The organism is Enterobacter sp. WCHEn090032 (assembly GCF_003986875.1).
Lineage (GTDB): Bacteria > Pseudomonadota > Gammaproteobacteria > Enterobacterales > Enterobacteriaceae > Enterobacter > Enterobacter sichuanensis.
In genome coordinates this window covers 24,471-47,335 of sequence record NZ_RXRN01000025.1, presented here as the reverse complement: position 1 = coordinate 47,335, position 22,865 = coordinate 24,471, and the positions used below count along the sequence as shown (strand labels likewise).

At 54.5% G+C, this 22,865-nt stretch carries 20 protein-coding genes; 9 read left to right on the top strand and 11 right to left on the bottom strand.

Annotated elements, in window-relative coordinates; genetic code table 11:
- Positions 1 to 54: 54 nt before the first annotated feature.
- The 3 genes from cirA to yieE all read right to left on the bottom strand — a co-directional run bounded on the left by cirA (position 55) and on the right by yieE (position 4,741).
- Positions 55 to 2,025 (bottom strand): catecholate siderophore receptor CirA, encoded by a 1,971-nt coding sequence (gene cirA / locus EKN83_RS18430; RefSeq protein ID WP_126801431.1) that lies wholly within the window; start codon positions 2,023 to 2,025, stop codon positions 55 to 57.
- A 221-nt stretch (positions 2,026 to 2,246) separates the two neighbouring features.
- Positions 2,247 to 3,716, bottom strand: coding sequence for an amino acid permease (locus EKN83_RS18420; RefSeq protein WP_025756267.1), 1,470 nt, complete (start codon positions 3,714 to 3,716; stop codon positions 2,247 to 2,249).
- Positions 3,717 to 3,874: 158 nt separating this feature from the next.
- Positions 3,875 to 4,741, bottom strand: a complete 867-nt coding sequence (gene yieE / locus EKN83_RS18415; RefSeq protein WP_025756268.1) for a DNA-binding transcriptional regulator YeiE — start codon at positions 4,739 to 4,741, stop codon at positions 3,875 to 3,877.
- Between the two features lie 97 nt (positions 4,742 to 4,838).
- Here yieE and EKN83_RS18410 point away from each other — a divergent pair, with 97 nt between their 5' ends.
- The 5 genes from EKN83_RS18410 to EKN83_RS18390 all read left to right on the top strand — a co-directional run bounded on the left by EKN83_RS18410 (position 4,839) and on the right by EKN83_RS18390 (position 8,942).
- Positions 4,839 to 5,885, top strand: coding sequence for a YeiH family protein (locus tag EKN83_RS18410; RefSeq protein WP_047959108.1), 1,047 nt, complete (start codon positions 4,839 to 4,841; stop codon positions 5,883 to 5,885).
- Between the two features lie 118 nt (positions 5,886 to 6,003).
- Positions 6,004 to 6,351, top strand: coding sequence for a hypothetical protein (locus EKN83_RS18405; RefSeq protein ID WP_126801430.1), 348 nt, complete (start codon positions 6,004 to 6,006; stop codon positions 6,349 to 6,351).
- Positions 6,341 to 6,922, top strand: coding sequence for a hypothetical protein (locus EKN83_RS18400; protein WP_126801429.1), 582 nt, complete (start codon positions 6,341 to 6,343; stop codon positions 6,920 to 6,922). Before EKN83_RS18405 ends, EKN83_RS18400 begins: the two co-directional genes overlap by 11 nt.
- Positions 6,923 to 6,987: 65 nt before the next feature.
- A complete protein-coding gene (nfo, locus tag EKN83_RS18395; protein ID WP_126801428.1) occupies positions 6,988 to 7,845 on the top strand; it encodes a deoxyribonuclease IV in 858 nt (285 codons plus the stop codon).
- A gap of 2 nt (positions 7,846 to 7,847) precedes the next feature.
- A complete protein-coding gene (locus tag EKN83_RS18390; RefSeq protein ID WP_126801427.1) occupies positions 7,848 to 8,942 on the top strand; it encodes a sugar kinase in 1,095 nt (364 codons plus the stop codon).
- A gap of 15 nt (positions 8,943 to 8,957) precedes the next feature.
- Here EKN83_RS18390 and EKN83_RS18385 read toward each other — a convergent pair whose 3' ends face one another.
- From EKN83_RS18385 to fruB, 6 genes are all read right to left on the bottom strand, one after another.
- Positions 8,958 to 10,205, bottom strand: a complete 1,248-nt coding sequence (locus EKN83_RS18385) for a NupC/NupG family nucleoside CNT transporter (RefSeq protein WP_126801426.1) — start codon at positions 10,203 to 10,205, stop codon at positions 8,958 to 8,960.
- A 93-nt stretch (positions 10,206 to 10,298) separates the two neighbouring features.
- A complete protein-coding gene (locus tag EKN83_RS18380; protein WP_025756272.1) occupies positions 10,299 to 11,237 on the bottom strand; it encodes a pseudouridine-5'-phosphate glycosidase in 939 nt (312 codons plus the stop codon).
- On the bottom strand, positions 11,225 to 12,166 hold the full coding sequence (locus EKN83_RS18375; RefSeq protein WP_126801425.1) for a pseudouridine kinase: 942 nt from the start codon (positions 12,164 to 12,166) through the stop codon (positions 11,225 to 11,227). The genes EKN83_RS18380 and EKN83_RS18375 overlap by 13 nt, the downstream gene beginning before the upstream one ends.
- Before the next feature lie 277 nt (positions 12,167 to 12,443).
- On the bottom strand, positions 12,444 to 14,129 hold the full coding sequence (gene fruA, locus EKN83_RS18370; protein WP_045285155.1) for a PTS fructose transporter subunit IIBC: 1,686 nt from the start codon (positions 14,127 to 14,129) through the stop codon (positions 12,444 to 12,446).
- 16 nt (positions 14,130 to 14,145) lie between these two features.
- A complete protein-coding gene (gene fruK, locus EKN83_RS18365) occupies positions 14,146 to 15,084 on the bottom strand; it encodes a 1-phosphofructokinase (RefSeq protein ID WP_014170919.1) in 939 nt (312 codons plus the stop codon).
- Positions 15,084 to 16,214 (bottom strand): fused PTS fructose transporter subunit IIA/HPr protein, encoded by a 1,131-nt coding sequence (gene fruB / locus EKN83_RS18360; protein ID WP_126801424.1) that lies wholly within the window; start codon positions 16,212 to 16,214, stop codon positions 15,084 to 15,086. The genes fruK and fruB overlap by 1 nt, the downstream gene beginning before the upstream one ends.
- 362 nt (positions 16,215 to 16,576) lie before the next feature.
- Between fruB and setB the strand changes: the two genes are divergently transcribed.
- Entirely contained in the window at positions 16,577 to 17,758 is a 1,182-nt protein-coding gene (gene setB, locus EKN83_RS18355; protein ID WP_045285152.1) for a sugar efflux transporter SetB, read from the top strand.
- Here the strand turns inward: setB and EKN83_RS18350 are convergent.
- Positions 17,755 to 18,009: a YkgJ family cysteine cluster protein gene (locus tag EKN83_RS18350; protein ID WP_025756276.1), complete on the bottom strand. Its 255-nt coding sequence runs from the start codon at positions 18,007 to 18,009 to the stop codon at positions 17,755 to 17,757. The two genes, setB and EKN83_RS18350, sit on opposite strands and share 4 nt — an antisense overlap.
- Before the next feature lie 163 nt (positions 18,010 to 18,172).
- On the opposite strand from EKN83_RS18350, the gene yeiP reads away from it, so the two are divergent.
- On the top strand, positions 18,173 to 18,745 hold the full coding sequence (yeiP, locus tag EKN83_RS18345) for an elongation factor P-like protein YeiP (protein ID WP_008500940.1): 573 nt from the start codon (positions 18,173 to 18,175) through the stop codon (positions 18,743 to 18,745).
- Positions 18,746 to 18,861: 116 nt separating this feature from the next.
- Here the strand turns inward: yeiP and uxuA are convergent, their stop codons facing one another.
- Positions 18,862 to 20,052, bottom strand: a complete 1,191-nt coding sequence (gene uxuA / locus EKN83_RS18340) for a mannonate dehydratase (RefSeq protein WP_025756277.1) — start codon at positions 20,050 to 20,052, stop codon at positions 18,862 to 18,864.
- Between the two features lie 204 nt (positions 20,053 to 20,256).
- On the opposite strand from uxuA, the gene EKN83_RS18335 reads away from it, so the two are divergent.
- The gene (locus EKN83_RS18335; protein ID WP_126801423.1) at positions 20,257 to 21,723 is read left to right on the top strand and encodes a mannitol dehydrogenase family protein; all 1,467 of its coding nucleotides are present in this window, start codon (positions 20,257 to 20,259) and stop codon (positions 21,721 to 21,723) included.
- 123 nt (positions 21,724 to 21,846) lie between these two features.
- Positions 21,847 to 22,833: a CobW family GTP-binding protein gene (locus EKN83_RS18330; RefSeq protein WP_025756279.1), complete on the top strand. Its 987-nt coding sequence runs from the start codon at positions 21,847 to 21,849 to the stop codon at positions 22,831 to 22,833.
- Positions 22,834 to 22,865: the final 32 nt, after the last annotated feature.

The window sequence follows — 22,865 nt, the reverse complement described above, 5'->3', positions numbered from 1 at the left end:
TGTGCCTTTTTGTAGGCCGGGTAAGGCGCAGCCGCCACCCGGCACCTGACTGGATCAGAACCTGTAATCCACACCCACGAAGTAACGACGGCCATCTTCTGTATAGCTGTAATCATCACGGCTCAGGTCTTTATCCAGCAGGTTCTGCACGCCCGCGCGCAGCTTAACGCTTTTCGTTGCCTGCCACGCCGCACCGGTATTCCAGATGACATAGCCACCCGGCGTAGGGGCACTGCTGGTCAACGCGCGTTTCTCGCCGGTGTAGTTGCCCTGAACGTAGAACGACCAGTCCTGGGTCGCCTGCCAGTCAACGGTACCGTTGGCCGTGTGGAATGGCAGATCGGACAGCGGTTTGTTGCCGCCGTTACTGATATCACGACCATCGTTATAGGTGTAGTTCAGCGTCACTTTCCACTCTTCCGCCAGCGGGAATTTCAGCTCCGTCTCCACCCCGCGGATACGCGCCTTGTTAACGTTGTAATAGCGGAAAATCGGTTCACCGTCCGCATTCAGGCCAACGTAGTTAGGGTAGCTCTGGGCCTGCTTCACATTGGCCGTACGGCTAATGCTGATGCGGTCATCCACATTATTCTGGAAGGTGGTAATGCTGGCCTGCACGCCCTCTAACCAGCCCTCTTCCCCGCTGTAGTAGAGACCGAATTCGAAGCTCTCACTGGTTTCCGGTTTCAGGTCCGGGTTACCGACAATTTCACAGGCACCACGGCATGAGCCGCTGACCCAGTCCGGGCTCAGCTGCAGCAGTGACGGCGCTTTAAACGCGGTAGCCCAGCCCCCTTTCACCGTTACGGTATCGGTCGCGTTATACACCAGATACGCCCGCGGACTCCAGTGATCGCCATAGGTGTCATGGTCATCCATACGGATACCGGTGGTCAGCGCCAGAGGTTCAAAGATACGCCACTCATCCTCCAGGAACAGAGCATACTGGCTTGTCGAGGTACTGCTGCTGGAACCGCCAGTCAGGTTGACCGGATCTTTCAGCTTATCGTGACGCCATTCACCGCCGAAGGTCAGGAACTGGTTGATTTCGCCCAGCGGCAGCACGTATTTCCCGTCCACTGCGTTACTCTCGGAGGTGATAGGGTTGCTGTTGCCCGGGTTTTTGTTGTCAACCTTCTCGCCGTATACCTTCAGCTCGCTGTTGCCGATGCCCCAGCGACCGTTGTGACTGAGGGAGTAGTTCTGACGCTCAAGGCGGTTTTTGTCGAGGGAATCCGAGTCGCGATCCTGACGGTCGAAACCATAGCCCGCCGTAAAGTCGTGATTTTCAGACGGCGTCCAGGCGAATTCGACATTAGCATCGCGGCTCGTGAAGCCTTCGATGCGCGGCGTTTCACCGCTCGCCGTGGTAGAGGATTTCTGCTGGCCGTCTTTCTCACGCTTCGCGAGGCTACCGTAGGCTTTCAGCCCCAGCAGACCGTCCACCAGCGGACCGCTGGTGTAAAACTGACCGTTGTAAGTGTCTCCACGGTCGCGATGTTCCTGAATCGTGGAATCGGCGCTCAGGGTGCCCGTCCACTTCTGACCGATTTTTTTGGTGATAATGTTCACCACGCCGCCCAGCGCGTCGGAGCCATAAAGCGAGGACATCGGCCCGCGCACCACTTCGATTCGTTCGATGGCGTCAACCGGCACCCAACTGAGGTCAAAATCATTATGGCGGAACACCGCGTTGCGGGAGTTAACGCGCTTGCCGTCGACCAGGATCAGCGTATAGCTGCTGTCCAGACCGCGAATACTTACCCCTTTACGGTTGTCCCCTTCGCTCGTGAGTTGTACGCCCGGCACATCCCGTAACACATCTTTCAGGTTCTGAACGGGTTTGCGCTGCAAATCTTCCTGCGTAATCACGCTGATGCTGGCTGGCGCATCTTTCAGGTTTTGCTCGGTCGCGGAGGCCGTTACAACCATAGTGTCGCCGGATTCTGCTGCGATAACAGGCAGGGCCAGGGACATTGCGGACGCACAAAGTCCTCCCCTGACGAAGGGATTCAACCTAAACATTCCATATCTCCATGAGGTAAATACAACTACATCAAATCATCACTCACAGCGTCTTCCTGGCCGCCCACATCTGCGGTGGGTCGGTGACACGCTTATTTTTGATAACGATAAAGCAAACGATAATTATTATCAATTAAATTGTTAAAAAATATATCTTTGTTTCAGCGTACAAGGATAAAAAAACCCGCTCGAATGAGCGGGTTAAAAGAGAGGGAGTGCGGTTATTGTTTAAATCGTTCCGGGAATTCCATTTCACTGTAGCGAACGAAGTGTGTTCCTTTCGTCAGTTTGTAACCAAACCAGATGACGAGGAACAGCGGAATACCAATGTAGGTTGCCGTGACGGCGCCCCAGTCAATGGTATCCGCCAGGAACGCTTCATAGTTCTGTCCCAGCGTAATAATCAGACACAGAATGAAGGCGAAAATAGGCCCCAGCGGGAAGAAGCCGGAACGATACGGCAGCGAGTTAATGTCATAGCCCTGTTTGACATAGCCACGGCGGAAACGGTAGTGGCTAATGGCAATCCCCAGCCAGGCAATAAAGCCCGTCATCCCCGAGGTGTTCAGCAGCCACAGGTATACCGTCTGGTTGCCAAACATGGAGGTCAGGAAGCACAGACCGGCGATTACCGTTGTTGCGTACAGCGCGTTACGTGGAACGCCGCCGCGGGACAGTTTCGCGAAGATACGCGGGGCTTTACCGTCGCAGGCCAGGGTGTAGAGCATACGGGTGGATGCGTACATCCCGGAGTTACCGGCAGAAAGCACGGCGGTCAGGATCACGGCGTTCATCACTGCCGCCGCAGACAGCAGACCGGCGTGCTGGAAGACCAGCGTGAACGGGCTGACGCTAATGTCTTTGACGTCATTGCGCAGCAGGCTTGGATCGGTGTATGGAATGATCAGGCTGATAATCAGGATCGCGAACACGTAGAACAGCAGGATACGCCAGAAGACCTGACGAACCGCACGCGGAATATTTTTTTCCGGGTTCTCAGACTCACCGGCAGCGATACCAATCAGTTCAGTCCCCTGGAAGGAGAAGCCGACAATCATTGCCACGCCAATCATTGCCGAAAGACCACCGGCAAACGGCGCATCGCCTGTTGTCCAGTTGCTCCAGCCCGCAGGTTCAGCACCTTTGAAAATACCAACGATCATCGCCACACCGACGACGATAAAGATGATGACGGTTGCCACTTTGATCAAAGAGAACCAGTATTCCGCTTCGCCGAAACCGCGTACGGAGATGTAGTTCAGCAGGAAGATGACGGTCAGGAACAGTGCGCTCCAGATCCAGCCCGGCGTATCCGGGAACCACCAGTTCATCACCAGCTGTGCAGCGACGAGGTCAACGGCGATGGTGACCGCCCAGTTGTACCAGTAGTTCCAGCCCAGCGCGAAGCCGAAACCTTCTTCAACGTATTTTTGACCGTAGGTCGAAAACGAACCTGACACCGGCATGTACGCGGCCAGTTCGCCCAGACTGGTCATCAGGAAGTACACCATCAGGCCAATCAGGATATAAGAGAAAAGCGCCCCACCCGGGCCTGCTGCCGAAATCGTTGCGCCAGAGGCAACGAAAAGACCTGTACCGATTGAACCGCCAATGGCGATCATCGTCAGGTGACGCGCCTTGAGTTCACGACGGAGCGTGGGCGCTTCTGTGGTTTTAATTTCTGAAACCATATGAAAATGCTGTCCATTTAATAAATGAGGCGCGATTGTAGCAGACGATCCGGATTCCTTCCGGCAGAAATACTCAGTTATAAGAGAGCTTCATGACGCGGCCAGGATTATAAGTAAAGCATAATTTTTCCCTCTCCCCATTGGGGTGAGGGACGCGTTTAGATTTCGCAATAGCGCAGAAAACGCTGCAGCGAGCTGGAGAGGTGTTTCTGACGATGGTGAATGCGCCACAGCGTGCGCACCAGTTTCGGGAGCGGAACGGGAATTTCCACCAGCGACCCCGTCTCAAGCTGTTCAGCAATGACCCGCCGTGAAAGACAGCTGATGCCCAGGCCATGACGCACCGCGTGCTTAATCGCCTCTGAGTTCCCCAGCTCCATCCCCAGCTGGAAATGCGGCAGATGGGACAGCAGCAGGTAATCGACAATTTCCCGCGTGCCGGAGCCCTGCTCACGCAGGATCCACTGCGCCTGTGCCAGCCGCTCCAGCGTCACTTCGCCCTGTAATAAAGACGAGGCCGGGGACGCAAAGACCACCAGCTCATCCTCCAGCCAGGGCTCGGCAATGATATCGACGTTATGGCAGGGACCTTCGATGAGACCGATATCCACGCGGAAATCGATCACCGCGTTGATGACGTCCTGGCTATTACCGACGCTCATTTCCAGCGGCAGGGTGGGAAAATCCCGACGGTAGCGGGCAATCACTTCCGGCAGGATGTAATTCCCGATGGTGCTGCTGGCATAGACGCGGATCGCCCCGTTGTCTTCGCGGAACAGCTGTTCGATTTCGATAGCCTGCTCCAGCAAGGCCAGCGCGCGCGGGTAGAGAAGGCGCCCGTGCTCGTTGACCACCAGGCGCTTCCCTACCCTGTCGAAAAGCTGAACGCCCAGCTGACCTTCGAGGTCGGTCAGGGCTGCGCTGACCGCAGATTGCGAGAGCGCCAGCATCTGCGATGCCTGCGTCGTCGACCCGCTTTTCAGCACTTCGGCAAAGACTTCCAGCTGGCGCAATGTAATGTGCATGGTTGCTTACCACTTATATAGATTGATTATAAGTATATAATCAATTTTATTTTTAAGCCAGAGCGCCGTAACCTTTAGCCAGACAAAGGAGAAGGTTATGTCAGAACTCACCTTACAGCATCATCGTACATTGTGGCACTTCGTGCCGGGTCTTGCGCTCAGCGCCGCGGTGACCGGCGTGGCGTTATGGGGCGGAAGCATTCCCGCCGTTGCCGGTGCAGGTTTTAGCGCCTTAACGCTGGCGATATTGCTCGGCATGGTCGTGGGTAACACCGTTTACCCACATATCTGGAAATCCTGTGACGGCGGCGTGATCTTCGCCAAACAGCACCTGCTGCGTCTCGGAATCATTCTCTACGGCTTTCGTCTCACTTTTTCGCAGATTGCCGACGTTGGCGTCAGCGGGATCGCCATCGATGTCCTGACGCTGACCAGTACCTTTTTACTGGCCTGCTTTATCGGCCAGAAAGTCTTTGGTCTGGATAAGCAAACCAGCTGGTTAATCGGCGCAGGCAGCAGTATTTGCGGCGCTGCGGCGGTACTGGCAACGGAACCTGTCGTGAAGGCCGAAGCCAGCAAAGTGACCGTGGCGGTGGCGACGGTAGTAATCTTCGGTACGGTGGCGATTTTCCTCTACCCGGCGATGTATCCGCTGGTGGCCCACTGGTTCAGCCCGGAAACCTATGGCATCTATATTGGCTCAACCATGCACGAAGTGGCTCAGGTGGTCGCAGCAGGTCACGCGATTAACCCGGAAGCTGAAAACGCGGCGGTGATTGCCAAAATGCTGCGCGTGATGATGCTTGCGCCGTTCCTGATTTTCCTGGCCGCGCGGGTTAAACAGCTGGCTCCGGCGGGCGGCAGCGAGAAAAGTAAAATCACCATTCCGTGGTTTGCGATCCTGTTTATCGTGGTGGCGATTTTCAACTCCTTCCACCTGCTGCCGAAAGCCGTGGTCGATATGCTGGTGACGCTGGATACCGTGCTGCTGGCGATGGCCATGGCGGCGCTGGGGGTGACCACCCACGTCAGTGCGCTGAAAAAAGCCGGTGCGAAACCGCTGCTGATGGCGCTGGTGCTTTTCATCTGGCTGATTGTCGGTGGCGGCGCGATTAACCTGCTGGTGCACAGCGTGATGCGTTAATGCATTGATTCCAAAAATATTAATAAAATCTGAAAAATTCCTAATTGCCATCAACAGCTCAGTGGAGATGAATAATCTCTGCTGAACTGTTTGTCTTTGTGTCATTTTAAGGAAGAGGATGGCGATGGGAGGATTTTGCAATATCACGGGCTTTATACCCAGCCAGCGTACAGTTGAAGCCCTGCGAAAGATGGAAGATATATCAAGGTCAGCCAGTATCCTGACCACTCTCCTGGCAGGCGTTCCACTGTTTCAGATCTTTGCCGGGCGTGGTGACTACATTGGGTTAGGATCAAGCGTCAGTGCTTATAACATTGCAACTTATGACTGGGAAAAATTGCAGTTAGCTTTTCGCAGTATTCAGGATATACAACGAAGAAAACTGCTAGAAATTGTGATTGACGCAGAAACATCCTCTACTGGTGAAGACCTTAAGTTCTGGAGGTGCATGGATCATGCACTATAAATCTCTCCTGCCATTAATCATCATTTTGCAATTTCCGGCTTTCGCCGGGTCAGGCGATACGTCAATGCAGACACAACTTCAAGCCAAAGCAGTGCTTGAGCATCGTCTTCGGTTTTGCCGACAGTTTGAAAAGCGTGAAATAAACCCATCAGAATGGTTTGATCTATGGCTCCAGTCACAACCCATTGAAGTAAGAAGAAAGGTACTTTGGAATTTACATCTGCAAGCCAACGAACGATGCTACGGTGCAGAGCGTGACGCCTACTCAATAGCGCTTATCAAATACACTGCTATAACGGGCGATAGAACACTGCTGGATGACTGGATATCGTTCTATGATGACCCAGGGCTAAAAAGGGATATCCAACTTCCCTTTCCTGAAACCGAATACAATAAACAACTCAATAGACTGTCGCAACTTCCGGCATTTTACATGCCGTTTAACGCTGGTTCAGCGGTGGACGCCATTATACCCGATCAAGAATGGCTACTGGACCAAACTGTCCAGCGGACCTTCCAGCGAACGCCATATATTAAAGGTCTCATCATCAACGGACTGCACATTCAATAACGTAAACCCCTTTTAGATCCGCTATTATTGCCCTTTTCGATGGTGGGTTTAACAGGAGTCCCTTTATGAAATATGTTGGAGCGCACGTCAGCGCTGCAGGTGGCCTTGCCAATGCTGCCATTCGCGCCGCCGAAATTGAGGCGACCGCTTTCGCCCTGTTCACCAAAAACCAGCGCCAGTGGCGCGCCGCGCCGCTCACCACGGATGTGATTGATGATTTCAAAGCCGCCTGTGAGAAATACCGCTACGGGCCGGGTCAGATCCTCCCCCATGACAGCTACCTGATCAACCTCGGACATCCGGTACAGGACGCGCTGGAGAAGTCCCGCGAAGCGTTTCTCGATGAAGTACAGCGCTGCGAACAGCTGGGGCTGACGCTGCTGAACTTCCATCCGGGTAGCCATCTGATGCAGATCGACGAAGATGCCTGTCTGGCGCGCATTGCCGAATCCATCAACATCACCCTGGATAAAACTAAAGGCGTGACGGCGGTGATTGAGAATACCGCCGGTCAGGGCAGCAACCTCGGCTTTAAGTTTGAACATCTGGCGGCCATTATTGACGGGGTGGAAGATAAATCCCGCGTGGGCGTGTGCATTGATACCTGCCACGCCTTTGCCGCCGGTTATGACCTGCGCACCACCGAGGCCACGAAAAACACCTTCGACGAGTTCGGGCGCATTGTTGGCTTTAAGTATCTGCGCGGTATGCACCTGAACGATGCGAAAAGCGCCTTTGGCAGCCGCGTTGACCGCCACCACAGCCTGGGCGAAGGTAATATCGGCCATGATGCGTTCCGCTTTATCATGCAGGATGCCCGTTTCGATGGGATCCCCATGGTGCTGGAAACCATTAACCCGGATATCTGGGCGGAAGAGATTGCCTGGCTGAAAGCACAGCAGACAGAGCAGGTGGTTGCGTAAGAATGAACGAAAGAGAGAAGCAGATACTCAAGATCCTGCGGCGTAATCCCCTTATTCAGCAAAACGAAATCGCCGATATTTTGCAGATCAGCCGTTCGCGTGTCGCGGCACATATTATGGATCTGATGCGCAAGGGGATGATCAAAGGTAAAGGATATATCCTCACCGAACGGGAGTATTGCGTGGTGGTCGGCGCCATCAATATGGATATTCGCGGCACGGCGGAAATCCCCTATCCGCAATCGGCCTCTCATCCGGGCAACATTCACTGTTCCGCTGGCGGCGTGGGCCGTAATATCGCGCATAATCTTGCCTTGCTGGGAAGAGACGTCCATTTAATTTCAGCGGTAGGCAGTGATTTTTACGGCGAAACACTGCTGGAGCAAACGCGTCAGGCGGGGGTAAATGTCTCCAGCTGTATCCGCTTACACGGACATAACACGTCAACCTACCTCTCCGTCGCAAACCAGCAAGATGAAACGGTGCTGGCGATAAACGATACACAGATTCTGCAAAAGCTGACGCCGCAACTGCTGGACAACTCGCGGGATCTGCTCCGTCACGCCGGGGTGATACTTGCCGATTGCAACCTCACCCCGGAAGCGATGGAGTGGGTCTTCACCATAGCGGATGATATTCCGGTCTTTATTGATACCGTTTCTGAATTCAAAGCGGAAAAAATTAAGACCTGGTATTCACGGATCCATACCCTAAAGCCGACCCAAAAGGAACTGGAGATCCTCTGGGGCAATCCCGTCATTACCGATGCTGACCTGGCCCGCGCAGCGGATTTTCTGCATCAGCAAGGGGTTCAGCATGTTTATGTTTACATGAAGGATGAATCGGTTTTTTGTAGCCAGAAGAATGGCGAACAATTTCGTCTCTTCCCGCCTGCGCATCCTGTCGTGGACGGTTTTGGCGCGGATGACGGTTTTATGGCGGGCCTTCTCTATAGTTTTCTGGAAGGGAGCGATTTTCGTGACGGTGCGAATTTCGCGATGGCGTGTGCTGCCTTATCACGCGCCAGCGTCAGCCTCAATAATCCTGCCCTTTCAGCTAATAACGCCCTCTATCTGCTCAATACAACCCAGGCATAATGCCTGGGTCATTCTTTATAAACTGATGAAGAAACCCGCAATCGTCGCGCTCATGAGATTGGAAAGCGTAGCTGCTGCCAGGGCCCGCATTCCCAACTGCGCTATTTCGGGCGCCCGCTGTGGCGCAATGGCGGAAAATGCGCCGACGACAACGCCAATGGATCCAAAATTGGCGAAACCGCAGAGGGCGAAAGAGATAATGGCGATGGTTTTTACATCCAGAGAGCCTGCCGTTTGCAGATACGGTGAGAAATTGAGGTAGGCCACAAACTCATTGATTGCCAGCTTCTGACCGATCAGGCTTCCGGCAAGCGTTGCTTCATGCCAGTCAACCCCCATAATCCAGGCCAGCGGAGCCAGAACATAACCAAAAATCCCTTCAAGCGTGGCGTGTTCGTAACCAAACCAGCCACCAATGCCGCCAATCATGCCGTTGATCAGCGCAATGATAGCGACAAACGCCATCACTACCGTTGCAACACCCGCAGCAATTTTTAGCCCGGTCATCGCCCCGCTCGCGGCAGCTTCAATAATGCTTTTCGGTGGAGTTTCAGTGAATGACAGGTTATCAAAAGTGACGTTTGACGCTTCCGTCGCCGGGCTGAGTATACGCGCAAACAGGATCCCACCCGGAATGGCCATCAGCGATGCGGCGAGCAGATAATCAATCGGCACGCCCATTCCGGCATAACCAATCATCATCGAGCCAGCAATCGATGCCATACCGCTACAGATCGCGGTGAACAGTTCATTGCGGTTAAGACGCTCAATAAACGGCTTCACAATTGCCGGGATCTCGTTTTGCCCGAGAAAGATGGTGGTCACGGCAACAAAGGATTCGATCTTACTGATGTGCAGTGCTTTCTGGAAAATACCGCCAAGAAACCGGATAAGCAGCCCCATCACGCCGATGTAATAGAGCAGGCTGATCAGGGCGGTGACAAAAATAATGGCAGGTAACACACGAAACGCGAAGATGAACCCCGCCCCATCAAACAGAACATCCATTTTCGGCCCTACCAGCGAGCCAAAGATAAAGGCGCTCCCTGCATCACTGTAGGACATGACTTTATGTACGCCCAGCGCGGCCTGCTCAACAAGCCATTTACCGGGAGGAAAATAGAGCATAATCCCACCGATGGCGATCTGCAGAACCAGCGCAGCCCCCACGGTACGCAGGCTGATACGCTTTTTATTGACTGACAACAGGAACGCAATTGCCAGTAAAATTATCATCCCCACAACACTTCTCATGATATCCATAACGAATTCCCTTCATGCCAGTAAACCCGGCGTTGTCGCCGGGCCTCAGTTGTGTTTGCCCCTGGTGGTCGACAGCATGCTGACTGAACGGTTTTAGCAGGCGAGACGTTGATAGGCTTTCGCTATCTCGCAGGCCAGCACGGCGTTGTTGAAGACCAGCTGTATATTAGACTTCAGGCTGTCGCCACCGGTCAGATCGGCCACCCGGGCCAGCAGGAAAGGCGTGCTTTCTTTGCCCACGATGCCCTGCTCTTCAGCTTCTCGTACCGCCTGATCGATGGCTGCGTTAATTTTGCCTTCTGCCATAGCGAACGATTCAGGAATCGGATTGGCCACCACCAGTCCGCCGTTCAGACCCGTCTGCCACTTCACGAGCATGGCGCGGGCAATCTCTTCTGCGGTATCGAGACGAATGCTCACGTCAAATGGACTGGTACGACAGAAAAAAGCCGGAAGAGAGGTTGTCTGGTAGCCAATTAACGGGACACCGAAAGTTTCTAAATATTCGGTGGTGAGCCCCAGATCGAGAATAGATTTCGCGCCCGCACACACCACCGTGACATTGGTATGTGCCAGCTCCTGAAGATCGGCAGAAATATCAAACGTGCGTTCAGCACCACGATGAACACCACCGATTCCCCCGGTTGCAAAAACTTTAATTCCGGCCAGCGCCGCAATAATCATGGTGGAGGCAACCGTTGTGGCACCATTTTTTTTGGCTGCTACGACAAACGGTAAATCCCGGCGACTGACTTTTGTGACGCTGTGCCCTTCGCGCCCCAATAACTCAATTTCATCTTTACTCAATCCCACCTTCATTATTCCGCCAATAATGGCAATAGTTGCCGGAACAGCGCCATGCTGACGAATGGTTTGTTCGACCTCAATTGCCGTTTGTGCATTTTGTGGGAAAGGCATCCCATGAGAAATAATGGTGGATTCGAGCGCGACGACCGGCTTTTTATTTTTAAGCGCGTCCTGTACCTCTGGTGAGATTTGCAGTAATTCAGCATTCAGTGTTAATTCAGACATGCGGATTTCTCCAGTAAGGAAATAACGTTTTCAACAGATAAATCAGGGTTGTTGGTATATTCACAGGCAAGCGCCATGGATGAGCACCCCTGCGCGAAACGTACGGAATCAATAAATGACAAACCATCTACCCAGCAGGAGACCAGCCCGGCCATCATGGCGTCGCCTGCACCGGTCACATTAATGACCTGCGTTTTAACAGGTAATGCCCACCCATGCTCCCCGTTGGCGTGACTGTAGTAAACGCCATCCCCCCCCATGCTGAGTACCAGCCGCGTTAGCCCATGCGCATGGAACCAGGCGGCAACATCCGCAACGTCGTCACGTCCGGAAAGCGCAATCCCACTGAGGGTTTCGGCTTCCAGTCGGTTGGGTTTCAGCGTGTGGATTTTGTCGAGATGATTGCGAATTTTGATACATTTCCAGGCGGATACCGGGTCTACAAATACCGGTACGCCGCCGGCATTTTCGAGTATCCAGACCAGTGCCTCCTCACTGATATTACAGTCGGCAACAACTGCTGATGCGTGATGAATAAAATCCGCATGTTGTGCTAAAAAACGGGCAGAAATATGCTCAGAAATGCCCATATCATTGATAGCCACTAACATTTCACCCGTATTATCGAGCAGTGATAAATAACAGGATGTATTTTCAACGGGCACACACAGACTTTTTTCTACGTGGACACCACTCTGGCGGGTTTGTGTTAATAACATTTCACCATAAAAATCCTGGCCTACGGCAGTGAGTAGCCATGATGCTTTACCCAGCAATGAAAGATTATGGGCAATATTTCGTCCCACGCCGCCGGGAGAAAATTTTATCCGCCCTGGATTAGAGTCAGCATAATTGAGTGAATCATGTGAATATCCGGCCACATCCATATTGGCTGAACCGATTGTTACTATGTATTCCTTTTTGCGCATAGCACACCCTCCGGCAAAGCATTGCCATAGTAATGATGTCGCGATTAACGACATCAAAATCTATTAGAGCTTATGTTTGCAAACAAACATCTGTTTGTGTTGCGCATGTTTTGATCAAACGGAATCTGGCTGCAAGCGCTAAAGCGAGTAGTTATGAACAGAATCACATTTTTTAGCGGATATAATTCGGGAAGGCAGGAAAACCTGAGAGACAGGGCACAAAATGCAGAAATAAAAAAGGGCAGAGAATTCTCTGCCCTGGGAGAGGGGATTTATATCACGCCGCTTTCGCCACCACGTCCGCTTCAGGACGTTTGAGCACCGCGTAAGAGAGACCAGCTACCAGCGTACCCGCAACAATCGCCAGCAGGTAACCCAGTACCGGTGTGATGGCGCCAGGGATCAACAGGACAAACAGACCGCCGTGTGGTGCCATCAGTTTTGCGCCAATCGCCATGGAGATAGCGCCGGTCACCGCGCCGCCAACGATACAGCACGGCAGAACACGCATTGGATCACGGGCGGCGAATGGAATCGCCCCTTCGGTGATAAAGCACAGACCCAGTACCAGCGCCGCTTTACCCCCTTCCTGCTGCGCTTTGTCGAATTTACGACGCGCGATAATCGTGGCCAGACCCAGTGCCAGCGGAGGCACCATACCTGCGGCCATAATGGCAGCCATCGGTGCGTAGGTCTGGGTACTCAGCAGGCCAACACCGAAAGCGTACGCTGCTTTGTTCACCGGGCCACCCATGTCGGTACACATCATGCCCCCGAGGATCGCACCCAGCAGTACCGCATTCGCAGTACCCATGGTTTGCAGCCAGTGAGTCAGGCCCGCGAGGATGCCTGCAACCGGCTTACCAATCAGGTAAATCATCGCCAGCCCAACCACCAGACTGGAAATCAGCGGGATAATCAGGATCGGTTTCAGCGCTTCCATACTCTGCGGCAGCTTCAGCTTCGCGCTGATAAGCTTCGCGACGTAACCCGCCAGGAAACCGGCAATAATACCGCCGATAAAACCGGAGCCGGTGCTGACGGCCAGCATACCGCCGATAAGTCCCGGCGTCAGGCCAGGACGGTCAGCGATGGAGAAGGCAATAAAGCCCGCCAGAACAGGTACCATCAGCGCGAAAGCAGAACCACCACCGATCTGCATCAATGCTGCAGCCAGCGTCCCTTGTTCTTTAAAGGCGGTAATACCAAATGCGAATGACAGCGCAATACACAAACCACCCGCGACCACCATTGGCAGCATGTAAGAGACACCGGTCAGCAAGTGACGATAGGCACCTGCTGACTCTTTCTTCCCTTCCGTCGCGGTCTGTGCGGTACCAGTAGCCTGATACGGCTTCGCTTCCACCAGCGCTTTATCAAACTCCTGCGCGGTTTTTTTCAGCGCCAGGCCGGTTGAGGTACGGTACATCGGCTTACCGGCAAATTTCGCCAGATCCACTTCGATATCCGCCGCCACAATCACCAGATCGGCTTCCGCCACTTCTTCAGGGGTGATAGCGTTGCCCGCGCCCACAGAGCCACGCGTTTCAACTTTTACCCACCAGCCGCGTTTTTTCGCTTCGGTTTCAATGGCTTCAGCCGCCATGAAGGTGTGAGCCACCCCCGTCGGACAGGCCGTCACCGCGACAATGCGTTTCGGTCCTGCTGCAGCAACCGGTGCCGTGGCGACAGGCGCGCTGTAAACAGTCGCATGACCTTTCGCTTCACTCAGGAACAGTTCCGGGTGGGCCACCGCACGATTAATATCGCCCAGCCACACTTTTTTGCCATTCAGCGCACTGTCAGCCGGGATTTTATCGCCCAGGACAATAGCCAGTTCGGCATCACCTGGATTATCGATAATCTCCAGATGCGCTTTTTGTGCCGCCGCGCCCAGCAGGGTCTTCGCCATATAGGCGCGAGCCTGTCCGAGACCGGAGTCAATGATCAGCAGCGTTTTCATTATTCCTCTCCTGCTGTTAGTTAAAAGGTTTTAAGTCAACGCGCGCCATCATCGCGGCTAACTGGGTACGATCGGTAATACCGACATTGCTCTGGCTGACGGCCAGGGCTGCAACGGCGGTGGCAAGACGTAAAGTATGTTCACTGGATTCACGCATTAGCAGACCATAAATCAGGCCGCCAACCATGGAATCCCCTGCACCAACGGTGCTGACAACGTCAACCGATGGCGGTTTGGCGATCCATTCGCCGGACGCGTTAACCCACAACGCCCCTTCTGCACCAAGCGAAATCACCACATGAGCGATACCCTGCTCGCGCAGCGCATGGGCAGCGTCAATCACATCTTTTAATTCTGGCAGCTTACGACCGGCCCAGATCTCCAGTTCACGGCGATTTGGCTTCACCAGCCACGGAGAGGCTTTCAGACCCGCAACCAGCGCGTCGCGGCTGCTGTCAAAAATAATGCATGGGCACTGGCTGCGCAGGCGCGTCATCCAGTCGGTGAACGCTTCCGGGCTCACGCCGGACGGCAGACTGCCGCTGACGCACACCATGTCGAACTGGCCCAGCCAGGTCAGGGAATCGTTCACAAAACGCTCCCAGTCGGACGGTGTCACCTCAAAGCCGGAGAAGTTCAGATCGGTTACTTCACCGTCTTTCTCCGTCAGCTTAACGTTGATACGGGTACGGCCCTGAACAACCTGAAAACGGTTAGCAATGCCCAGCTCGCTGAACAGCTGCTGGAAACCATCCTGGTTATCTTTACCGAGGAATCCCCCCACGGTGACATCGATACCGAGATCCTTGAGCACTTTCGCGACGTTAATCCCTTTACCCGCAGCATGCAGGCCAGTGGTACGCACGAGGTTTACTTCGCCGCGCTCAATTTCCGGGCAAAACCCCACCAGGTCATAAGCCGGGTTCAGCGTAATAGTCGCAACACGTCTGCTCATTATGCGCCCTCCCCCAGACCCGCGGCGATGGCATCGCCAATCGCTTTCAACGCCTGTTCAGCATCCGCACCCTGCGCGGTGAAGCGCAGACGGTGACCTTTCTTCACGCCCAGCGCGACAACTTTCATCAGACTACGGCCGTTGGCCGGTTTGCCCGTGCCATCAAGATTCGCCACGGTGATCTCACTTTCGAATTGTTTAATGGTATTCACCAGCATGGTGCCGGGACGGGCATGCAGGCCGTGTTCGTTACGCACCACGAACTCTGCGGTCAGCACGTCATCCGTCAGCGCATCATCACTGGTCAGCAGTGCCAGCACGGTGGAGGCATCAGCGTTCAGCAGTTTTTCAGCTTTGTTGTTCAACAGCAGATCGCCCAGACGTTTCAGCACGGAAACCGGCTGTTCATCGTTCATCGCCACGGTCACCAGCATGGCCGCACGTTCGCCGTCTACGTCAAACGCGCTGGCCGCGCGGCTCACGGCGATAGCACTGCGCAGGTTGCCTTCAGCACTGTCGTTCAGCCAGATACCCTGCCCCAGATTCAACGGCTTATCGTTGATCACGTGCGTTACGAAGGTGGCATCCGCCGCGCCGGCTTCCTTCAGGCGACCCGCGTTTAGCGCCTGCAGCGTCACCAGGTCGGAGGCAACCACGTCCAGCGTCAGCGTTTCATTATCCAGTTTCAGCGCTTCACTCTGTTTTTCGCCCATCAGCAAGGCGCGCAGCTCTTCCGCTGTCGTGGCGGATTTGAGCTGTTCAGCCACCGCGTCATCACTCAGGACGTGCGTCAGCTGACGCAGCAGGCCTAAGTGTTCGTCGCTGCTGGCCGCGATACCGATAGCCACATAGGCCACCTGCCCCTCGCCCCAGAGCACGCCCTGCGGGAACTGATAAACCTTAACGCCGGTTTTCAGCACCTGATCGCGGGTGTCCGTCGTGCCGTGCGGAATGGCAATGCCGTTGCCGAGGAAGGTTGAGGTCTGCTGTTCGCGCGCCAGCATGCCGTTTACGTAGCCGTCCGCGACGTTACCCGCTTGCACAAGTGCAGCGGCAACCTGGCGAATAGCCTCTTCTTTATCCCCGGCCTGAGCGCCCGGGTGGATATCCTGAACAGATAACTGGAACATGGTTCTCCTCTCCTGCTGAACTTGAATCGTTTCAGCTTAAATGAGAAAAAATGCGCTAGCCTGCTCCGTTTGTTAAAACAAGATAGCGCTGAAACGTTTCAAAAAGTCTTGCGCTTTCTGCAATGCCTTGCAAGTAAACTCGTCTTTCTGATGTCAGAATTTAGAGATACAGCACATTTCTTATTCCTTCAGCTGAATATTGCTGAAGTTCAGCAAGTCAGTTTCAGCTAAGGTCAGCCGGGGAGGATGCAAGATGAAATGCCATTTTGATTTTTCGTGGCATCATTGACCGCACCCACTGTTTATTTTTTAGCTGACGGCGTAAACTCCGCTCCCTCTCTGCTACTCGCTAATTATAAAACATGCATAACACCCCTGCGGCTGCCTCACCGAAGCCCTTTGATTTGACCTCAGCAGCCTTCCTGATTGTTGCCTTCTTCACGGGTATTGCCGGTGCGTTACAGACGCCGACGCTGAGTTTATTTCTGACCAATGAGGTTCATGTTCGTCCGGCAATGGTCGGCTTCTTTTTTACCGGAAGCGCCATCATCGGCATCCTCGTCAGTCAGTTTCTGGCAGGGCGCTCCGACAGAAAAGGCGATCGTAAAAGCCTGATCGTTTTCTGCTGCCTGCTCGGTGTACTGGCCTGCGTTCTGTTTGCCTGGAACCGTAACTATTTCATTCTGCTGTTCATCGGCGTGTTCCTGAGCAGCTTTGGCTCGACGGCAAACCCACAGATGTTCGCCCTTGCCCGCGAGCACGCCGACCATACCGGACGCGAAGCGGTGATGTTCAGCTCTGTTATGCGTGCTCAGGTGTCGCTGGCATGGGTGATAGGGCCGCCGCTGGCTTACGCGCTGGCGATGGGTTTTGGCTTTACGGTGATGTACCTGAGTGCGGCCGTTGCGTTTGTCGTCTGCGGCGCGCTGGTGTGGTTCTTTCTGCCGTCAATGCGCAAAGAGCCCAAAGTGGCAACGGGTGTGCTGGAAGCCCCGCGCCGTAACCGCCGCGATGCCCTGCTTCTCTTTATTATCTGCACGCTGATGTGGGGCACCAATAGCCTGTATATCATCAACATGCCGCTGTTTATTATTGATGAACTGCATCTGCCGGAAAAGCTGGCGGGCATTATGATGGGCACCGCCGCCGGGCTTGAGATCCCGACCATGCTCATCGCGGGTTACTACGCGAAGCGTTTCGGAAAGCGTTTTTTAATGCGCATAGCCGCCGTCGCTGGCCTGCTGTTCTATATTGGTATGTTGACGGTTCACACGCCGGGGCTGTTGCTGGCTTTACAGCTGCTGAACGCCATTTATATCGGCATTCTCGCCGGGATAGGCATGCTCTACTTCCAGGATCTGATGCCGGGCCAGGCAGGCTCCGCCACGACCCTGTATACCAATACCACCCGCGTGGGCTGGATTATCGCCGGTTCAATGGCCGGCGTCGTGGCTGAGATCTGGAACTATCACACCGTGTTCTGGATTGCGCTGGTGATGTGCACGCTGACGCTTGGCTGTCTGGCGAAGATTAAAGACGTTTAAGGCGCGGTGAGCGCTTCCAGCTCAAGCAGGTACGTCATCGCCTGCTCGCGCGTGGTGCCGCACATTTCGGCTGAGGGCTGAAGCCCGGAACAGACCTTCGGGCGCAACGGTGAGCCAAAGATCATACACAGGTTAGTCTCTGAGAGCTGAACGCAGCGGGTATTGGCAGGCTTGCCTTCGGGCATTCCTGGAATGGGACTTGAAATGGACGGTGCAGTACAGCACGCGCCACAATCTGGACGGCAATCCATAAATGCTCTCTTCGCTGACGAACGCCCGCTCAGTCGGGCATCGCGCGCACAGTAACACCTTTTGTGTATTGATAGCAAAAGCCACGAATTCCTCTTGCCTGAAAGGCCGCGCACGAGTAATTTGGCGCGATATTTTTTACCTCCCGTAAACAGGATTACTGCAATGCCAAGAGCGAACGAAATTAAGAAAGGTATGGTACTGAATTACAACGGCAAATTGCTGATTGTGAAAGATATCGACATTCAGGCCCCGAGCGCCCGTGGCGCAGCAACGCTGTACAAAATGCGTTTCGCCGATGTCCGTACTGGCCTGAAAGTGGAAGAGCGCTTTAAAGGTGACGATATCGTTGATACCGTGACCCTGACCCGTCGCTACGTTGATTTCTCCTACATCGACGGCAACGAATATGTATTCATGGACAAAGAGGATTACACCCCGTACATCTTCACCAAAGATCAGATTGAAGAAGAGCTGCTGTTCATTCCTGAAGGCGGCATGCCTGACATGCAGGTTCTGACCTGGGATGGCGTGCTGCTGGCGCTGGAACTGCCTCAGACTGTCGATCTGGAAATCGTTGAAACGGCACCAGGCATCAAAGGCGCATCTGCGAGCGCCCGCAACAAACCGGCTACCCTGACAACCGGTCTGGTTGTGCAGGTACCGGAATACCTCTCAGCGGGCGAGAAAATCCGCATCCATATCGAAGAAAAACGCTATATGGGTCGTGCTGACTGATTGCGGCTTTTGCCCGGTGGCGTTACGCTTACCGGGCCTACGAAAAACCGGCCCTGAAGCCGGTTTTTGTGTTTTTGTAGGCCGGGTAAGGCGTAGCCGCCACCCGGCAATGTCGCTTACAGAAGCTCCGGATACTTCGTCATCTTCAGCGCCAGCTCCACGCCGCGCACTTCCGCCATCCCTTTCAGACGGCCAATTGCCGAATAGCCAGGGTTGGTTTTCTTACGCAGATCGTCGAGCATCTGGTGGCCGTGATCGGGACGGAATGGAATAGGACGTACATCGCCCGCCTGCTTACGACGCGCCTCTTCCGCCAGAATGGCGTCCACTACCGCAACCATATTCACATCACCGCCCAGGTGCGCGGCTTCGTGGAAGGTTTTTGGGTTCTCTTCACGGCAGGTCGCACGGAGATGCGTGAAGTGGATACGATCGCCAAAGGTTTCAATCATCCGCACCAGATCGTTATCCGCACGCACGCCGTAGGAGCCGGTACACATGGTAAAACCGTTGTAGATGCTGTTAACCGTCTCCTTCAGCCACTGCATATCTTCAATCGTGGAGACGATACGCGGCAGGCCGAGGATCGGACGCGGTGGATCGTCCGGGTGTACGGCCAGGCGAACCCCAACCTCTTCCGCCACAGGAACAATGGCGCGCAGGAAGTACGCCATATTTTCACGCAGCTGGTGCTTATCAATATCGCCGTACTCCGCCAGACGCGCGCGGAACTGATCCAGCGTGTACCCCTCTTCCGCACCCGGCAGGCCAGCAATAATATTGCGGGTCAGCTTTTCAATGTCCGCGTCGCTTGCCGCGTTAAACCACGCCAGCGCCTGCTGCTGCTCTTCCGCGGTATAGTCCGCTTCGGCGCCCGGGCGCTTCAGAATGTGCAGTTCGAATGCCGCAAAGGCAATCTGATCGAAACGCAGCGCTTTTGAACCGTCCGGCATCTGATATTCAAGGTCAGTGCGCGTCCAGTCCAGGATCGGCATGAAGTTATAGCAGACGGTATCAATGCCGCAGGCCGCAAGGTTACGAATGCTCTGCTGATAGTTCGCAATCCAGGTCTGATACTCCCCGGTATGGGTTTTGATATCCTCATGAACCGGAATACTTTCCACGACAGACCAGGTTAATCCCTTCTCCGCCAGCAGGGCCTGGCGCTGTTTAATTTCCTCCACCGGCCAGACCTGACCGTTAGGAATGTGATGCAGCGCCGTGACAACACCCGTTGCGCCAGCCTGACGCACATCATCAAGAGAAACCGGATCGTTCGGCCCGTACCAACGCCAGGTTTGTTCCATTACCCCACCCCTCAAGTTGTTATACCAATATGTGTTAATGCGATGACGACTACCATACATGTTTGCCGTAAAGGGTCAATACATCGCCACACATTGATTGATCAAACTCACAGAACCGGGATATTTACGGCTCACCAATTTTATTTGTTGTCATATAACTTTACACTGACATTGTTAATTAATGGTTAATCAGGTGTGTATTTCATGAAGACAATTGCCTCCACCTCGCTGCCTGCTCACGTTCAGCAACCTCGCTACGATCGCGCGCAGTTACGCTCCCGCATCGTTCATTTTGGCTTTGGTGCCTTTCACCGCGCGCATCAGGCCTTGTTAACAAACCGGGTGCTGAATGAAAAAGGCGGCGACTGGGGGATCTGTGAGATCAGCCTCTTCAGCGGTGATGTGCTGATGAGCCAGCTGCGCGCGCAGGATCATCTGTTTACCGTGCTGGAGAAAGGTGCAGACGGCAATCAGCCGATTATCGTCGGCGCCGTCCATGAATGCCTGAACGCAAAGCTGGACTCCCTGTCCGCCATTATTGAGAAATTTTGTGAGCCGCAGGTCGCGATTGTGTCGCTCACCATCACCGAGAAAGGCTATTGCATCGATCCTGCGACCGGTAAACTGGATCTGCACAACGCGCGGATCGTCCACGACCTTGAAAATCCGACTGAACCGCATTCTGCCCCGGGGATTCTGGTCGAAGCGCTCCATCGCCGCCACGAGCGTGGCCTGCCCGCCTTTACCGTGCTCTCCTGCGACAATATCCCGGATAACGGACACGTAGTGAAAAATGCGGTGCTGGGCATGGCGCAAAAACGTTCCGCTGCGCTGGCGGAGTGGATCGAAAGCCACGTCAGTTTTCCGGGCACGATGGTCGACAGGATTGTCCCCGCCGCGACTGACGCCTCGCTTGCGGAAATCACCGAAGCGCTCGGCGTTGAAGATCCGTGCGCCATCAGTTGCGAACCGTTTATTCAGTGGGTGGTGGAAGATAACTTTGTCGCGGGCCGTCCCGAGTGGGAAGTGGCGGGTGTCCAGATGGTGCAGGATGTACTGCCGTGGGAGCAGATGAAATTACGCATGCTCAACGGCAGCCACTCTTTCCTGGCGTATCTCGGGTATCTCGCGGGCTATGCGCACATTAATGAATGTATGGAGGATCCCTCTTTCCGTAATGCCGCCCGTCGGCTCATGCTCGACGAGCAGGCGCCCACATTACGTATTCAGGATGTCGACCTCACCGCCTACGCCGATAGCCTGCTCGAACGCTTTGCGAACCCGGCACTCCAGCACCGTACCTGGCAAATCGCGATGGACGGTAGCCAGAAACTGCCCCAGCGCATGCTGGACGGGATCCGCATCCATCTTGAGCGAAAAACGCCGTGGCCACTGCTGGCGCTCGGCGTGGCCGGCTGGATACGCTACGTCAGCGGCACCGACGACCGTGGCAACGCGATTGATGTTCGCGATCCCCTCAGCGATAAAATCCGTGCGGTTGTTGATGCCAGCAACGAGGCCGATCGCGTCAACGCGCTGCTGGGGCTGAGTGAAGTCTTTGGCCACGATCTGGCGCAAAACCACGTTTTTGTTGAGGCGGTTAAGCAGGCCTACCAGCGTATCAGCCGCCACGGCGCGCGTCAGGCTGTTATTGAAACGTTAAATATTTAACGATTATTGCGCTTAACACGAACGGAAAGGGTCTCCGTTCGCCCTTCCCCTTCTCATTGGTCACGTTTTTCGTCAGGATAAGAGAACAGTGTTATCGCATCACCCTTCTCTCCCGGAGCGCACGTGACCAAAACCAACCTCATCACCGGTTTTCTCGGCAGCGGAAAAACCACCTCCATTCTTCACCTGCTGGCAACTAAAGATCCGGCCGAGAAATGGGCCGTGCTGGTCAATGAATTTGGCGAGGTAGGCATTGATGGCGCACTGCTGTCATCCAGCGGCGCGCTGATTAAAGAGATCCCCGGCGGATGCATGTGCTGCGTCAATGGCCTGCCAATGCAGGTGGGACTCAACACGCTGCTGCGTCAGGGCAAACCCGACCGCCTGCTGATTGAACCCACCGGACTGGGCCACCCGAAGCAGATCCTCGATCTACTGACCGCCCCGGTTTACGAGCCGTGGATCGATCTGCGCGCCACCCTGTGTCTGCTCGATCCACGCCAGTTGCTGGATGAAAAAGCCGTCGCCAATGAGAACTTCCGCGACCAGCTCGCCTCGGCTGACATTATCGTCGCCAATAAAGAAGATCGCGCCACGGCTGAAAGTCAGGCGGCACTGGAGGCGTGGTGGCAGCATTTCGGCGGCAATCGTACGCGGGTACAGACCACCCAGGGGAAAATAGACAGCGCCCTGCTTGATCTTCCTCGTCTGAACCTCACCGAACTGCCCGCCAGCGCGGAGCACGCGCACAGTCATCCGGTTAAGCAGGGTCTGGCTGCCCTCAGTCTGCCGGAGCATCAGCGCTGGCGCCGCAATCTGAATAGCGGTCAGGGATATCAGGCCTGCGGATGGATCTTTGATGCTGAAACGGTCTTCGACACCATAGGGATCCTGGAGTGGGCCAGACTTGCCCCCGTCGATCGCGTGAAAGGGATTATGCGCACGCCGGACGGACTGGTACGGATTAACCGCCAGGGCGACGATTTCTTCATTGAAACGCAAAACGTGGCGCCGCCGGACAGCCGTATAGAGTTAATTAGTGCGGTTAACACCGACTGGAATGCCCTGCAGTCCAGCCTGTTGAAGATTCGTTTAAGTTCGGGCGGCTAACGTTGCCCCAGTTTTCACTCTATGCTGAATGT

Coding starts and splice junctions, on each gene's coding strand:
- EKN83_RS18420 (WP_025756267.1), bottom strand. CDS start 3,716: ATGGTTTCAGAAATTAAAACCACAGAAGCGCCCACGCTCCGTCGTGAA.
- EKN83_RS18400 (WP_126801429.1), top strand. CDS start 6,341: ATGCACTATAAATCTCTCCTGCCATTAATCATCATTTTGCAATTTCCG.
- nfo (WP_126801428.1), top strand. CDS start 6,988: ATGAAATATGTTGGAGCGCACGTCAGCGCTGCAGGTGGCCTTGCCAAT.
- cirA (WP_126801431.1), bottom strand. CDS start 2,025: ATGTTTAGGTTGAATCCCTTCGTCAGGGGAGGACTTTGTGCGTCCGCA.
- EKN83_RS18410 (WP_047959108.1), top strand. CDS start 4,839: ATGTCAGAACTCACCTTACAGCATCATCGTACATTGTGGCACTTCGTG.
- fruA (WP_045285155.1), bottom strand. CDS start 14,129: ATGAAAACGCTGCTGATCATTGACTCCGGTCTCGGACAGGCTCGCGCC.
- yieE (WP_025756268.1), bottom strand. CDS start 4,741: ATGCACATTACATTGCGCCAGCTGGAAGTCTTTGCCGAAGTGCTGAAA.
- EKN83_RS18390 (WP_126801427.1), top strand. CDS start 7,848: ATGAACGAAAGAGAGAAGCAGATACTCAAGATCCTGCGGCGTAATCCC.
- EKN83_RS18375 (WP_126801425.1), bottom strand. CDS start 12,166: ATGCGCAAAAAGGAATACATAGTAACAATCGGTTCAGCCAATATGGAT.
- fruK (WP_014170919.1), bottom strand. CDS start 15,084: ATGAGCAGACGTGTTGCGACTATTACGCTGAACCCGGCTTATGACCTG.
- setB (WP_045285152.1), top strand. CDS start 16,577: ATGCATAACACCCCTGCGGCTGCCTCACCGAAGCCCTTTGATTTGACC.
- EKN83_RS18405 (WP_126801430.1), top strand. CDS start 6,004: ATGGCGATGGGAGGATTTTGCAATATCACGGGCTTTATACCCAGCCAG.
- EKN83_RS18385 (WP_126801426.1), bottom strand. CDS start 10,205: ATGGATATCATGAGAAGTGTTGTGGGGATGATAATTTTACTGGCAATT.
- EKN83_RS18350 (WP_025756276.1), bottom strand. CDS start 18,009: ATGGATTGCCGTCCAGATTGTGGCGCGTGCTGTACTGCACCGTCCATT.
- EKN83_RS18335 (WP_126801423.1), top strand. CDS start 20,257: ATGAAGACAATTGCCTCCACCTCGCTGCCTGCTCACGTTCAGCAACCT.
- uxuA (WP_025756277.1), bottom strand. CDS start 20,052: ATGGAACAAACCTGGCGTTGGTACGGGCCGAACGATCCGGTTTCTCTT.
- yeiP (WP_008500940.1), top strand. CDS start 18,173: ATGCCAAGAGCGAACGAAATTAAGAAAGGTATGGTACTGAATTACAAC.
- EKN83_RS18380 (WP_025756272.1), bottom strand. CDS start 11,237: ATGTCTGAATTAACACTGAATGCTGAATTACTGCAAATCTCACCAGAG.
- fruB (WP_126801424.1), bottom strand. CDS start 16,214: ATGTTCCAGTTATCTGTTCAGGATATCCACCCGGGCGCTCAGGCCGGG.